This is a genomic window from Plantimonas leprariae, assembly GCF_008802405.1.
GTDB classification, from domain to species: domain Bacteria; phylum Pseudomonadota; class Alphaproteobacteria; order Rhizobiales; family Rhizobiaceae; genus Plantimonas; species Plantimonas leprariae.
This window is the reverse complement of record NZ_VZDO01000004.1, coordinates 230,864-244,785: the sequence shown is the minus strand read 5'-3', so window position 1 is coordinate 244,785 and position 13,922 is coordinate 230,864. Positions and strand designations below refer to the sequence as shown.

Genomic DNA, 13,922 nt, shown 5'->3' with positions numbered 1-13,922 from the left:
CGGACGAGCGCCCTCCTTCGTCCGACCTAAGGTCGCCGCTTAAGCGTCCGCTCGCGGCCGATCAGCGGCAGGAGGCTCGCCAGCTCCGGGCCATGATCGAGACCGGTCAGCGCGATGCGCAGGGGCATGAACAGCGCCTTGCCCTTGCGCCCGGTGGCGGCCTTCACGGCGTCCGCCCAGCCTTTCCAGGTGCGCTCGTCCCACGGCTCGTCCGGCAGCAGATCGAAGGCCTCACGCGTGAACTGCCTGTCGTCCTCGCCAAGGTCGGGCCGGACCGGCGAGCCACCGAAGACAACCGCCCGCCACTCGGCGGCATCCGCCATCTTGACGCAGTTGGCGCGGACGGCGTGCCAGAATGCCTCGACGCTTTCTGGCGGAACGCCGATCGCTTCGAGTTCCGTCCGGATGTCGCCCGGCTCCAGCCGATGCGTGATCTCGGCCGACAGGCGGTCGAGTTCCGCCGGGTCGAACTTCGATGCCGAGGCCGAGACGGTCGACAGGTCGAGCCGTGCACCGAGTTCGGGCAGATTCGATGCCGCCTCGATCGATCCCGACATGCCGGTGAGGACAGCCAGCGAGGCGACGGCCATCGGCTGCACGCCGGCCCCGCGCAGCGAGCGGAGCGACAGAGCGCCGGAGCGCTTCGACAGGCTCTCGCCGTCGATCGTCGTCAGGAGATTGTGGTGGCCGAAGGTCGGCACCTCGTAGCCGAGCGCCTGGAGCAGCGCGATCTGAACGCCGGTATTGGTGATGTGGTCGCCGCCGCGGATGACGTGCGTCACGCCCATGTCGCCGTCGTCGACGACGGAGGTGAAGGTGTAGAGCTCGTTGCCGTCGGCGCGGATCAGCACGGGATCCGACAGCGAGGCGAGGTCGACCGTCTGCTCGCCGAGCACGAGATCCTGCCAGTGGATCTCGGTCCGCTGCTGCGCGAAGGGCTCGCCGTCGAAGTTCGGCAGGAGGAAGCGCCAGTACGGCCGGCGGCCCTCGGCTTCCAGCCGCGCGCGATCCTCCGCCGACAGCCGCAGCGCCTCGCGGCCGTAGACCGGCGGCAGGCCGCGCGCCAGCAGGCGCTTGCGCTTCGTTTCCAATTCGTCCGGTGTCTCGTAGCAGGGATAGAGCAGCCCGGCCTCGCGCAGCCGCGCCGCCGCCGCTCGGTAGAGTTCCAGCCGGTCCGACTGCCGGACGACCACGTCCGGGCGGATGCCGATCCATTCGAGATCGGTGGCGATCACTTCCGCGTACTCCGGTTTCGAGCGCTCGCGGTCGGTGTCGTCGTAGCGCAGGATGAACGTGCCCTCCCGCCCCTCCACCTTGGCGTAGAGCCAGTTGAACAGCGCGGTCCTGAGGTTGCCGATATGGAGGTAGCCGGTCGGCGACGGAGCGAAGCGGACGGTCGGACGGTTGGGCATGGGGCTCGCGCGCATTGTTCGACGCCGCGTCTAGCAGTCTCGAAACCGGCACTCCAGCGGCCGGATCGGGGCGATACCCGGCTTCGCCGGACTAAGAGTGCCTAACAGAACCCCTGGGATCGGTCCGGCGGGTCTTTTCCGCTCCCGCATCGTCGCCGATGCTCGCCCATGCGCTGCATGGGCTGCGCTCGGCTCCTCCCGGGAACGAAAAATCCCTCGCCGGCCCTCCGCCCAGGAGTTCTGTTAGGCACTCTAATGCGGCCCGGACGATTGCAAAATCGGCATTCCTCCTGACATAGGAACGCGTCGGCGCGAAGCCGCGGTCTGCGATCGAATCGCTACGGAGCGTTCGTGTACGAAATACTCGATCTCGTCAGCAGGTTCGGTCCGGTCATCGTCCTGATCGGCACGTTCTTCGAAGGCGAAGTCTTCGCGATCATCGGCGGCTTCCTCGCTTATCGCGGCTCCTACTCGCTCGAATTCATCGTGGCGCTCGCCTTCGTCGGCTCGTTCTGCGGCGACTCGGCGGTGTTCCTGTTCGCGCGCTTCTTCTCCAACCATCGCTGGGTGCGGCGCTGGAAGACGAAGCCGAAATTCGCCAAGGCGATCCGGCTCGTCGACAAGTTCCACGCCTTCTTCGTGATCGTGAACCGCTACATCTACGGCCTGCGCATGCCGGGGCTGATCGCGCTCGGCCTGTCGTCCATCTCGATCGTGCGTTTTATGCTCCTCAATCTCGTCGGCGCGGGATTGTGGGCCGGCATCTTCACGTCGCTCGGCTACGTCTTCGGCTCCGCGATCAACCTCGTCTTCGCGCGGCTGGAGATGATGGAGCACGCCGTCGGCATCACGCTCGGCGTCATCGCGGCCGCGCTGGCGATCTGGTTCGCCTGGCGGCAATGGGGCCCAGCGCTGTTCACGACAAAGGCCGAGCGCCAGAAGGAAGAGGCGAACGACCGAGCACGGTAAGAAGCTACGGCGTAGGCTGTTGCGGCATCAGCATGAATGCCGCGAAGCAGGCCAACCCCGCCAAGAGAAGCGTCAGACCGCCCAGCGCCGTATCGATGCCGCGGCGACGCATGTCTGCGTTCGGCCGTCTTATGCGCAATAGATTCTGATCCGCGTCGTACAGCACTGGGACGAGTTCCCCGATGAAGGTTTGCTGGAAACCCAGGGCATCGTCCTTGATCAGGGCCGCGCTACCATCCGGCAACGTGACCTCGATCATACGATATCGCTCCATCGCCCCGAACTTGGGAGACGAGACGTTTCGAAAGTCCACCTTCACGACGCGACCGCTCAGCTGAACCACGTCGCCGACGAGCGGTCGGGTGTTTGCCATGCCGACGAAGCCGCGCACCAACAAGGCGGAGCCGAAGACCAGCAACGTCAAGCCCGCAAGCGTCAAGGGGTTCGACCTTGACATCAGCAGACCGGCGCCGAGGCTCATTGCTCCGTCTTCAGCATGTGGATTACGCGCTACTTAGAAGTTCGCCGCCTGCTTCGGCTGGGCCGCGACGTCCTTCTTCAGCAGTTCCGCGACGAGGAAGGCGAGTTCCAGCGCCTGGTAGGCGTTGAGGCGCGGATCGCAATGCGTGTGGTAGCGGTCCGAAAGATCGTCGGCCGAGACCATGCGCGAGCCGCCGGTGCATTCCGTCACGTCCTTGCCGGTCATCTCGATGTGGATGCCGCCGGCATGGGTGCCTTCCGCGTGATGGACCTCGAAGAAGCGCTCGACCTCCTGGAGGATGCGGTCGAAGGGCCGCGTCTTGTAGCCGTTCACCGAAATCGTGTTGCCGTGCATCGGATCGCACGACCAGACCACCTTCCGCCCTTCCCGCTCCACCGCGCGGATCAGCTTCGGCAGGTGCGCCTGCACCTTCTCGTGGCCGAAGCGCGTGATCAGCGTCAGCCGGCCCGGCTTGTTCTGCGGGTTCAGCACGTCGATGAGGCGCAGCAGCGCGTCCGGCTCCAGCGAGGGGCCGCATTTCAGCCCAAGCGGGTTCTTGATGCCCCGGCAGAACTCGACATGCGCGTTCTCCAACTGCCGGGTCCGGTCGCCGATCCAGATCATGTGGCCGGAGGTCGCGTACCAATCGCCGGAGGTGGAATCGACGCGGGTCAGCGCTTCCTCGTAGCCGAGAAGCAGCGCCTCGTGGCTGGTGAAGAAGTCCGTCTCGCGCAGCGAGGGATGCGTATCGGCGGTGATGCCGATGGCGCGCATGAAGTTCATCGTCTCCGAGATGCGGTCGGCCAAGCTGCCGTACCGTTCGCCCTGCGGCGAGCCGGAGATGAAGCCGAGCATCCACTGATGGACGTTGTCGAGGTTGGCGTAGCCGCCCTGCGCGAAGGCGCGGAGCAAGTTGAGCGTCGCCGCCGACTGGCGGTACGCTTCGAGCTGCCGCTCGGGATTCGGCACGCGCGAGGTTTCGTCGAACTCGATGCCGTTGACGATGTCGCCGCGATAGATCGGCAGCGTCACGTCGCCCTTCGTCTCGGTCGGCGCGGTGCGGGGCTTGGCGAACTGGCCGGCGATGCGCCCGACCTTCACCACCGGCTGCGAAGCCGCGAAGGTGAGCACCACCGCCATCTGCAGGAAGGCGCGGAAGAAGTCGCGGATGTTATCCGCCCCGTGCTCGGCGAAGCTTTCGGCACAGTCGCCGCCCTGAAGCAGGAACCCGCGACCTTCGGCGACCTCCCCGAGCGCGCGGGTCAGCTTCCTCGCCTCACCTGCAAAAACGAGGGGCGGAAAGCTGGAAAGCCGCTTCTCGGTATCGGCCAGGGCGGCGAGGTCCGGATAGGTGGGCGCCTGCTCGATCGGCATGCCACGCCAGCTCTTCGGGGTCCATTCCTTGGCCATGACTTCAACCTTCCGGCCGTTCCTGGCCGCTTGCCGCGTTCCTCGTTGCCATCAGCGCGGTTCTGAACGAGGCGGCTTTAAGCACGCAGAAGCGCTTTTGTCATCCGGCCGCCGATGGACGCCGGGATCAGGCGGCTTCGGCCACGAAGAGCAGCGCCGAGAGGATCGACGAGAGGTGCCGCCCCTCGTCCTGCGACCCGACGATGAGGGCCCGATGGTCGCCGGCCAGCAGCGCCTTCGTATGCCGGCATTCGCCGCGAAATTTCGCGCCCGGGCAGGAGCAGAACAGCGTCCGCTCCCCTCGCCCGTCGACCCGCAGCAGCATGTCGTAGGGCGTGCCCTTCGAGCCCGCCACGCGGAAGCGCAGGAGATCGTCGCGCGAGGCCGGCGCGTTGCGCGCGGCGAGCGCCCGCGCCGCGATGCCGCCCTGCCTCTGCGCCGCCACGGCGCGAACCGGCTTCGCCAGTTCCATCGACTCGGCGAGATCGAGCACGTCGATCGCCTCCGCTTCGCGCACCCCCTGCAGCGCGATGTACGCGCAGGCGTAGGCGTCCTCGCCCGCATGGTGATGGGTGAAGCGGACCGCGAACTTCGCTGCCAGCGCCGACAGGCGGCGGCTCGGCTCGTCCGGCCACAGGCGGCGCGCCATCGACACGGTGCAGAACGAGCGGAAGGCGGGCGCCGGCAGGCCGTAGGCGGCAAGCGACGCGCCGAGCACGCGCACGTCGAACGAGGCGTTGTGCGCCAGCACCAGCGCGCCGTCGATCCGGTCGCCGAACTCCCCCCACACGTCCGGGAATTCCGGCGCGTCCAGCACGTCCGTCGGCCGGATACCGTGGACGCGCATGTTCATCGGATCGAACGCCATGTCGCGCGGCCGGATCAGGCTGTAGGCACGGTGGACGACCTCGCCGTCCTCAATGAAGGCGAGGCCGACCGCGCAGACGCTGGTGGGCGAGCGGTTGGCGGTCTCGAAATCGATGGCGACGACGGTTGTCATGCGAAAGCTTCCGGGCCCGGCAATTGGAAATACCGGGCTGCGGAGAGATGATGAATCAGCCTTCGCCGATCAAGGCAAGCCATTCCTCCTCGGTGATGACCTTGACGCCGTGCTTCTCGGCATCGCCGAGCTTCGACCCCGCGCCGGGGCCGGCGACGACGAGGTCGGTCTTCTTCGATACCGAGCCGGAGACCTTCGCACCGAGGGATTCCGCCCGCTTCGTCGCCTCGGGCCGCGCCATCCGCTCCAGTGAGCCGGTGAAGACCAGCGTCTTGCCGGCGACGGGCGAGGCGGACGGCACCTTCGGGCGCTCGTTCGTCGTGGAAACGCCCGCGGCGAGCAGCGCTTCGACGGCCTCGCGATTGTGCCGCTCGCCGAAGAAGTTGATCAGCGATTGCGTCGCGACCGGCCCGAGATCGCCGTCCTTCGCGAGGTCGAGATAGGCCTCGCCCGGCGCGCCCGCCTGCGCTTGTCGGATCGCCTCGCGCAGGGCCGCCGGCTCCTCGCCGAAGCGCTCCCGCAGCGCGACCCGCTGGTTGGCTTTCAGAGCGAGTCCGGCGTCCTTGTACGGGTCCCAAGCCTCGTCGGCGAGCGTCGTCGCATCGAGCGCCATCATGCGCTCGAACGTGCCGCCGCCGATCGTCCTCGCCGTGCCGAGTTCGGTCCACGCGTCGCTCGCCTCGGCCCTGGCTGCCGCGTCGATGCCGGCGATCAACGCCGTCACGTCCTCGAACTTGCGCGCCAGCGCCTTGGCGCTCGTCTCGCCGATCTCGGGAATGCCGAGCGCGAAGACGAAACGCTCCAACGGCACCTCGCGGCGCGCGTCGATGCCGGCGAGGAGGTTCCCGATCGCCTTCGTCGTTTCGGCCTTCTTCGCGGGTTTCGCAGGCTCCTCCTTGCCGTCGGCGTGGCGGCGCGCCTCGGAAAGCTCGCGCCGGCGCGCCTCGATCGCCGCGCGCAGCGGTTCGAACGGCAGGCGGAAGATGTCCGCCGGCTGACGCACGAGGCCGGCATCGAACAGCGTCTCGATGAACGTCTCGCCGAGCCCCTCGATATCGAATGCGTTGCGCGAGACGAAGTGCTTCAGCCCCTCCTTCGCCTGCGCCGGGCAGGTGAGCGCCGCCGTGCACATGCGGTTCGAATCGAGCTTGCCCGTCCGCGGATTGATCTCGCGAACGGCCTTCGAGCCGCATTCCGGGCAACGGTCGGGGTAGCGATAGGGCTCGACGCCGGCGGGGCGCTTCTCCAGCACCACGTCCAGCACCTGCGGGATCACGTCGCCGGCGCGCTGGATGACGATCGTGTCACCGATGCGGATGTCCTTGCCCTCGCGGATCGGCGCGCCGTCGGCATCCTTGCCGGCGATGTAGTCCTCGTTGTGCAGCGTCACGTTCGAGACCACGACGCCGCCGACCGTCACCGGCTCCAGCTTAGCCAGCGGCGCGAGCTTGCCGGTGCGCCCGACATTGATGACGATCTCGCGCACCACGGTCGTCGCCTTCTGCGCCGAGAACTTGTGCGCGATCGCCCAGCGCGGGAAACGCGACACGAAGCCGAGCCGGTTCTGCAGGGCGAGGTCGTCGACCTTGTAGACGACGCCGTCGATGTCGTAGCCAAGCGTCGCGCGCTGCGCCTCGATCGAGCGGTAGTGCTCGATCAGGCCGCCGATGTCGTCGAAGCGCATCATCAGCGGATTGATCGGGAAGCCGAAGCCTCCGACCGCGGCCACGACTTCCGACTGCGTCCTGCCCGGCACCTCGCTCGCCTCGCCCCAGGCATAGGCGAAGAAGCGCAACGGGCGCGAGCGGGTCACCTCCGGGTCCTTCTGGCGCAGCGAGCCTGCCGCCGCGTTGCGCGGGTTGGCGAACTGCCGCACCTTCCTCGCGGGAGCGGCAGCGGATGCGGGCTCATCCGCTTCCTCCGCCGCCGGATCGTCGCCCTTCGCCAGACGCTCGTTCAGCGCGGCGAAGTCGGCATGGGTCATGTAGACCTCGCCTCGCACCTCGAAGATGTCCGGTGCCTCGCCGTGGAGCCGGTTCGGGATGTCCGGCAGCGTCCGGGCGTTCGCGGTCACGTCCTCGCCGACCGCGCCGTCGCCGCGGGTCGCGGCGGACACCAGCCGACCCTTTTCGTAGCGCAGCGACAGCGAAAGGCCGTCGATCTTCGGCTCGGCGGTGATGGCGAGCGGCGCGTCGTCCTTCAGCTTCAGATAGCGCCGCACCCGCCTGGCGAAATCCGCGACGTCCTCGTCCGAGAAGGCGTTGTCGAGCGACAGCATCGGCAGCGCATGGCGGATCTTCCTGAACTTCGCCGACGGCGCCGCGCCGACCTTCAGCGACGGCGAGTCGCCGCGAACCAGGTCGGGGAAGCGCGCTTCGACGGCGAGATTGCGCTCGCGGAGTGCGTCGTATTCCTCGTCGGAAACGGCCGGCTCGTCCTCTTCGTAGTAGAGGCGATCGTACTCGGCCATCGTCGCGGCGAGGCGTTCAAGCTCCTCCGCCGCCTCGTCCGCCGTCAGTTCCTCGACGGGTTTGCCGTTCGCCATCCGTGCCCTGCCGATGCGTGCCGGACGCGACGCCCGGCGGTCGCCGGGATTCTAGACCGCGAAACGTGAAGATGGAGTCGTCAGGCGGAAGCGCCGATCAGACGCTTCGCCGCCGCCCTCGCCTCCTTCGTGATGCTCTCGCCGGCGAGCATCCGCGCGATCTCCTCCGTGCGGTTCGCGGCCTCCAGCGCCGCGACGCGCGTCGCCACCCGGCCCTGCTCGGCCTCGCTTTCCGACTTCGAGATCAGGAGATGCGTCGTCGCGCGCGCCGCCACCTGCGGCGCATGCGTGACGGACAGCACCTGCACGCGGCTCGCGAGACGCGCCAGCCGCCGGCCGATCGCATCCGCCACCGCGCCGCCGACACCCGTGTCGATCTCGTCGAAGACGAGCGTCGGCGCGGACCCCTTGTCGGCGAGCGCGACCTTCAGCGCCAGAAGGAAACGCGAGAGCTCACCGCCCGACGCCACCTTCATCATCGGCCCCGGCCGCGTGCCGGGGTTCGTGCGCACCCAGAACTCGACCGTATCGATGCCGGCGGCGGACGGCTTCTCGGCGTCGGTCTTCATCTCCACGACGAAGGCGGCGCGCTCCAGCTTCAGGTCCGGCAACTCGGCCATCACGGCGTCTTCAAGGTGCTTGGCAATTTCATGGCGCTTGCCCGACAGATCGGCCGCGATCCGATCGAACACGGCGCGGCGCTCCGCCACCTCGACTGAAAGCTGTGCGAGCCGCGCTTCGCCGGCATCGAGGTCCGCGAGGTCGCCGATCATCTTGGCAGCGAGCTCGGGCAGGTCGTCCACCGCGCGCGAATACTTGCGGCCGGCGGCGCGCAGGGCGAACAGCCGCTCCTCGCACTGTTCCAGCGCGCGCGGATCGTATTCCAGGCTGCGCAGCGCCGCCTGCAACCCCATCTGCGCGTCGGACAGCGCGTCCAGCGCGGTGTCCAGCCGCTCGATCGGCTCGTCGAGCAGACCCGGCAACTCGTCCTTCTTTCGGTCGAGGCGCTTCAGCAGCCCGGCCAGCGCCGGGATCGGCGAGGCGTTGCCGGAGAGTTCCTCGAAGGCGTCGTTGACGTCGGTCGCGATCTTCTCGGACTTCATCATCACCTGACGACGCTCGGCGAGTTCCTCCTCCTCGCCGGCCAGGGGCTGAAGTTCCGAGAGTTCCTCTACCGCTGCGCGCAGATAGTCCGCCTCGCGAGCAGCAGCTTCCACCTTCGCGCGGTGGCGCACGAGTTCGCCTTCGGCGTCCCGCCACTCGGCATAGGCGCGGGAGCCGGCGGCGGCCTCGGTGCCAAGACCGCCATAGGCGTCGAGCAGCGTGCGATGCGCCTCCGGGTCCACCAGCGCCCGGTCGTCGTGCTGGCCGTGGATCTCGACCAGCGCCGCGCCGATGTCGCGCATCAGGGCGACGCTCGATGGGCGGTCGTTGACGAAGACGCGCGTGCGGCCGTCGGCATTCTGGATGCGGCGGAGGATCACGTCGCCGTCGTCGTCGAAGCCGTTCTCGACCAGGAGCCGGCGGACGGTATGCGCGGCGGGCGGATCGAACACAGCCGTGATCTCGCCCTGCTTCGCGCCATGACGCACGAGGCCGCCGTCGCCGCGTCCGCCAAGCGCGAGCGACAGCGCATCGAGCAGGATCGACTTGCCGGCGCCGGTCTCGCCGGTCAGCACCGACAGACCATCCTTCAGCGACAGGTCGAGACGCTCGATCAGCACGATATCGCGGATCGAAAGGTGAACAAGCATAGGAGCCGAGTCGCTAGTCCAGGACGCGATTGAAGGCAAGCGACGGGAAGATAGGTTCTGGAGGCGGCTTCAGAAAGCGGAATTGCGAGCGAACCGGCGGTTAAGACGTCTCGGCTAGACCGGGTGCATTCGAGCGCGAAAGCAGCCCGCACCGAGCCAGCGGTGCGACCGGGGAGGATGGGCCACCCCGGCTGCGGCAACGGCCTCGCTCTCGAACCGGAGGTGATGCGATGTGGTTTCTACCGCTGACCGTCACGCTTGAGATGAAAAGAACCCGGAGACACTGGCGAGTGACGCTCCGGGTCCAATTCATTCTCTAGCAACGTGGATGGCGGTTTCGACCGCCATCTACTCCGCCAAGATAGATCAGTTCGCGCCCGATTTCAAAGCGGCGGCCTCAACCGCGACCGGTGATGAGTCCTGCGGCCTTCGCGAACCACGAGTCGCTGCCGCCTGCTTGCGGCTTCAGACCCTTGGACTCCAGAAGCGCGTAGGAGTCCTTGTACCATTGCGAATCGGGGAAGTTCTGTCCGAGCACGGAGGCCGATGCCTGCGCCTCCTGGGTGAGGCCCATGGCGTAATAAGCTTCGGTCAGGCGGGACAGCGCCTCCTCAACGTGCCGGGTGTTCGGATAGGTCTCGATCACGGTCTTGAAGCGATTGATCGAGGCGAGATACTCGCGCCGCTCCAGGTAATAGCGACCGACCTGCATCTCCTTGCCGGCGAGCTGGTCGCGCGCGACGCGCACCTTGGAGCGCGCATCCTCGGCGTATTCGGAGTCGGGATAGCGATCGACCACTTCCTGCATAGCGGCGACGGCGCGCGCGGTGTCGCGCTGGTCGCGTGTCACGTCGGGGATCCGCCGAAAGTAAGCAAGGCCCTGGATGTACTGGGCGTAGGCCGCCTCGGACGTGCCGGGATAGGTGGCGAGATAGCGCTTCGAGGAGGTCACGGCCGTATCGTAGTCGCCGTTCCGGTACGAGGCGAAGGCGCGCATCACCAGCGCTTTGCGCGCCCACTCGGAATAGGGATACTGGCGGTCGATCGCGTCGAACTTCTTCGTCGCCTCGCCGAGACGCCCGCCTTCGAGATTGGCGAGCCCCTGATTGTAGAGCTGGTCGGCGGGCTCGGTCTGCGCCGCGAGCGCCAGCGGGTCGACATCGTCCTTGCCGCCGCCGAACAGACAGCCCGAAAGCGTCGTCGCGCCGACCGCGGCGGCGAGGCAGATGGACAGACGGACGAACGACGCCCGCATCGACATGCTGCGCATGGCTGCGATTTTCCCCTGATCGTCCCCTCGTGACCGCCGCGTTCTATGTCAGCCGCCGCGAACCCACAATCTTCGAGAAAAGCTTTATGACGCCTTTTTTATGACGCATCGTCTGGAAACGACATGACGCAAGCAATCATCAGGCGCGTTGCTTCGCCTGCCGCCGCGTCGGAAGTCTAGCGTCCAACGGCGGCAGATCGTCACCAATCGAGGAAAGGCGGCGGAGTCTAAAGCGTCTGCGGGCCGTAGGCCGGCGCGGCGACCGCGGCGATCAGCGGCGAATGGCGGACGATGTCGCGGCGACGAGCCGGCAGTTCGACGATGTCGTGTGCGGAGTGATCGCGCAGCAGAGCCTGCAGTGCGAGGGCGTTCAGCTTGTGACCGCCGCGAAACGAGCGATAGCAGCCGAGGATGCGACCACCGCCGAGCGAGATGTCGCCGACCGCGTCGAGCGTCTTGTGGCGGACGAACTCGTCCGGGTAGCGGAGCCCGTCCGGATTGATGATGCGGTCGTCGTCGCCGATCACCACCGAATTGTCCAGCGACGACCCGAGGGCATGCCCGGAAGCCCAAAGGCGTTCCACATCCTTCATGAAGCCGAAGGTACGGGCCCGCGCCAGTTCCGCCTTGAACATCGAAGCGGTGAGCTCGCCGGAAAACGCCTGACGGCCGATGGCCTTCGTCGCGAAATCGATCTCGATCTCGAAGCGGCTGCCGTAGTGCGGCACGAACTCGGCCCAGCCGTTCGCGGTCTCGACGCGCACCGGCCGGACGACACGGATGTAGCGGCGCTTGGCATCCTGCTTGACCAGCCCGACGCGCTCGATGGCCTCCACGAAAGCCTCGCAGCAGCCGTCCATGATCGGCACTTCGCCGCTGTCGATCTCGACCACGACGTTATCGACGTTCATGGCGTAAAGGGCCGCCATCAAGTGCTCGACCGTCGCCGCATGTACGCCTCCGGGCGTGCCGACGATGGTGGAGAGATCGGTCGCGGGAACGTTGGCGGAAACGGCCGCCACCGACCTGATCGCGCCACAATCGGACCTGATCTTGAAAAGGATGCCGCTGTCGGAATCAGCAGGGATCAGGGAGAGCTGGACCGGTTCACCGCTGTGGACGCCGATACCGGCGAAATCGACCCTTCCCCCGATCGTCTGCTGGTAAATGATCACGCCAAGCAGTTCCTTACGCCAATCCGCGTCGAGAGGGCCCAAGCCCGGGTCCCGACGCTCGACTTCCGCTTTGCTTCGGTTTGCCTCCGTCCCGCGAGACAAACCCCCGAAAGTCTTGATTTCCCCGACAGCAAGATACGGATACGTTGCATAGGCGCCAAATCACGGTTTCTAACCTCGTGTTAATGGCGCACCGCAATTCTTCCGTTAAAATCGTTAACGAAAACATAAGCTTAAACGAACAGTCCCGCCGCTGGGCAGCGGCGGGACTGTTGTCGTTGTGCAACGTACCCGATCAGTTCGACTGGCGGCGCAGGAAGGCCGGGATTTCGAGCTGATCGTCTTCGGCCACCGTGCGGTGCATCGACTGCGGCCGCGACGGCGATTCGGCAGCCGGACGGCGCGGCGCGTAGGGGTTCTGCTCGGCGCGGCGGGGCTCCGTCCGCGCGGAACGGGTCTCGGTCATCTCCGGCGTCTCGCCTTCCTCGCGACGACCGAGGCTGCGCGTCAGCTTGCCGAGGAGGCTCATCGGGCCCTTGTCCTCGGCGACCGGCGACGTCTCGACCTGAGAGGCGCGATGCGTGATCTCGGCCTGCACCATCGGCGGGAAGTCCTCGACGCGCGGCATGCGCGCCGTCGCCGCCTCGCGGCGGACCGCCGGCTGCGGGGCCGCCGGACGGATGGCGACCTCGGCGATCTCGGCTTCCAGCGCCGCCGAGAAGTCGTCGTTCATCTCGAGAGCCTCGACCGGCGCGGCAGCCATCGCGGGAGCCCCGTAGGCCTGCGGCGCGGCTTCGTACGGCATCTCCGCCGCGACCGCGGCGGGAGCCGGCATCGGAACCGGCGGCGCGGCGATCGGGCGCTGCATCATCGGTGCGTGACGCACCTCGATCGGCCGCTCCATCATCTCCATCGCCTTATCGATGCCGGTCGCGACGACCGACACGCGGATGACGCCTTCGAGGTTCTCGTCGAAGGTCGCGCCGAGGATGATGTTCGCATCCGAGTCGACTTCCTCGCGGATGCGGGTCGCCGCCTCGTCCACCTCGAAGAGGGTGAGGTCGCGGCCGCCGGTGATCGAGATCAGCAGGCCCTTCGCGCCCTTCATCGAAGTCTCGTCGAGCAGCGGATTGGCAATCGCGGCCTCGGCGGCGGCCATCGCGCGGCCTTCGCCGGAGGCCTCGCCCGTGCCCATCATCGCCTTGCCCATCTCGCGCATCACCGAGCGGACGTCGGCGAAGTCGAGGTTGATCAGGCCTTCCTTGACCATCAGGTCGGTGATGCAGGCGACGCCCGAGTAGAGCACCTGGTCGGCCATGCCGAAGGCGTCGGCGAAGGTGGTCTTGTCGTTGGCGATGCGGAAGAGGTTCTGGTTCGGGATGACGATGAGGGTATCGACGTTCTTCTGCAGATCCTCGATGCCCTGGTCGGCGATGCGCATGCGGCGCGCGCCCTCGAAGTGGAACGGCTTCGTCACGACGCCGACCGTCAGTATACCCTTCTCGCGGGCGGCGCGTGCCACGACCGGCGCCGCGCCCGTGCCCGTGCCGCCGCCCATGCCGGCGGTGACGAAGCACATGTGCGAGCCGAGCAGGTGATCGCAGATCTCGTCGAGCGACTCTTCGGCGGCCGCGCGGCCGACTTCCGGCTGCGAGCCGGCGCCGAGGCCTTCCGTCACCGCGACGCCCATCTGGATGATGCGCTCGGCGCGGGACGAGCGGAGCGCCTGCGCGTCGGTGTTGGCGATGACGAACTCCACGCCCTCGAGGCCGGCGTCGATCATGTTGTTGACCGCGTTGCAGCCGCCGCCGCCGACGCCGAACACGGTGATCCGGGGCTTCAGTTCGGTGATGTCGGGCTTGGCGAGATTGATCGGCATGTCCTTCGTCCTTTTCTCGATCTCGGG

At 67.3% G+C, this 13,922-nt stretch carries 10 protein-coding genes; 1 reads left to right on the top strand and 9 read right to left on the bottom strand.

Annotation, left to right across the window (positions count from 1 at the left end; all coding sequences use genetic code 11):
• Positions 1-26: 26 nt before the first annotated feature.
• On the bottom strand, positions 27-1,412 hold the full coding sequence (gene gltX, locus F6X38_RS07570; protein ID WP_150968989.1) for a glutamate--tRNA ligase: 1,386 nt from the start codon (positions 1,410-1,412) through the stop codon (positions 27-29).
• 351 nt (positions 1,413-1,763) lie between these two features.
• Between gltX and F6X38_RS07565 the strand changes: the two genes are divergently transcribed.
• On the top strand, positions 1,764-2,381 hold the full coding sequence (locus tag F6X38_RS07565; protein WP_150968988.1) for a DedA family protein: 618 nt from the start codon (positions 1,764-1,766) through the stop codon (positions 2,379-2,381).
• Positions 2,382-2,385: 4 nt separating this feature from the next.
• Here the strand turns inward: F6X38_RS07565 and F6X38_RS07560 are convergent, their stop codons facing one another.
• From F6X38_RS07560 to ftsZ, 8 genes are all read right to left on the bottom strand, one after another.
• A complete protein-coding gene (locus F6X38_RS07560; RefSeq protein WP_150968987.1) occupies positions 2,386-2,862 on the bottom strand; it encodes a hypothetical protein in 477 nt (158 codons plus the stop codon).
• A gap of 33 nt (positions 2,863-2,895) precedes the next feature.
• Complete coding sequence (locus F6X38_RS07555) at positions 2,896-4,272, bottom strand: class II 3-deoxy-7-phosphoheptulonate synthase (RefSeq protein ID WP_150968986.1); 1,377 nt, start codon at positions 4,270-4,272, stop codon at positions 2,896-2,898.
• Between the two features lie 127 nt (positions 4,273-4,399).
• Positions 4,400-5,272, bottom strand: a complete 873-nt coding sequence (locus F6X38_RS07550) for a 3'-5' exonuclease (RefSeq protein ID WP_150968985.1) — start codon at positions 5,270-5,272, stop codon at positions 4,400-4,402.
• Between the two features lie 55 nt (positions 5,273-5,327).
• Positions 5,328-7,817, bottom strand: a complete 2,490-nt coding sequence (ligA, locus tag F6X38_RS07545; RefSeq protein ID WP_150968984.1) for an NAD-dependent DNA ligase LigA — start codon at positions 7,815-7,817, stop codon at positions 5,328-5,330.
• A gap of 80 nt (positions 7,818-7,897) precedes the next feature.
• The gene (gene recN, locus F6X38_RS07540) at positions 7,898-9,571 is read right to left on the bottom strand and encodes a DNA repair protein RecN (protein ID WP_150968983.1); all 1,674 of its coding nucleotides are present in this window, start codon (positions 9,569-9,571) and stop codon (positions 7,898-7,900) included.
• A 397-nt stretch (positions 9,572-9,968) separates the two neighbouring features.
• A complete protein-coding gene (locus F6X38_RS07535) occupies positions 9,969-10,841 on the bottom strand; it encodes an outer membrane protein assembly factor BamD (protein ID WP_161992653.1) in 873 nt (290 codons plus the stop codon).
• A gap of 227 nt (positions 10,842-11,068) precedes the next feature.
• On the bottom strand, positions 11,069-12,016 hold the full coding sequence (lpxC, locus tag F6X38_RS07530) for a UDP-3-O-acyl-N-acetylglucosamine deacetylase (protein ID WP_150968982.1): 948 nt from the start codon (positions 12,014-12,016) through the stop codon (positions 11,069-11,071).
• 295 nt (positions 12,017-12,311) lie between these two features.
• Positions 12,312-13,895, bottom strand: a complete 1,584-nt coding sequence (gene ftsZ / locus F6X38_RS07525; protein ID WP_150968981.1) for a cell division protein FtsZ — start codon at positions 13,893-13,895, stop codon at positions 12,312-12,314.
• Positions 13,896-13,922: the final 27 nt, after the last annotated feature.

What these genes read in the sequence shown, in the direction of transcription:
- gltX (WP_150968989.1), bottom strand. Translation starts at nt 1,412, where the DNA reads ATGCCCAACCGTCCGACCGTCCGCTTCGCTCCGTCGCCGACCGGCTAC.
- F6X38_RS07560 (WP_150968987.1), bottom strand. Translation starts at nt 2,862, where the DNA reads ATGAGCCTCGGCGCCGGTCTGCTGATGTCAAGGTCGAACCCCTTGACG.
- F6X38_RS07555 (WP_150968986.1), bottom strand. Translation starts at nt 4,272, where the DNA reads ATGGCCAAGGAATGGACCCCGAAGAGCTGGCGTGGCATGCCGATCGAG.
- F6X38_RS07550 (WP_150968985.1), bottom strand. Translation starts at nt 5,272, where the DNA reads ATGACAACCGTCGTCGCCATCGATTTCGAGACCGCCAACCGCTCGCCC.
- ligA (WP_150968984.1), bottom strand. Translation starts at nt 7,817, where the DNA reads ATGGCGAACGGCAAACCCGTCGAGGAACTGACGGCGGACGAGGCGGCG.
- recN (WP_150968983.1), bottom strand. Translation starts at nt 9,571, where the DNA reads ATGCTTGTTCACCTTTCGATCCGCGATATCGTGCTGATCGAGCGTCTC.
- F6X38_RS07535 (WP_161992653.1), bottom strand. Translation starts at nt 10,841, where the DNA reads ATGCGCAGCATGTCGATGCGGGCGTCGTTCGTCCGTCTGTCCATCTGC.
- ftsZ (WP_150968981.1), bottom strand. Translation starts at nt 13,895, where the DNA reads ATGCCGATCAATCTCGCCAAGCCCGACATCACCGAACTGAAGCCCCGG.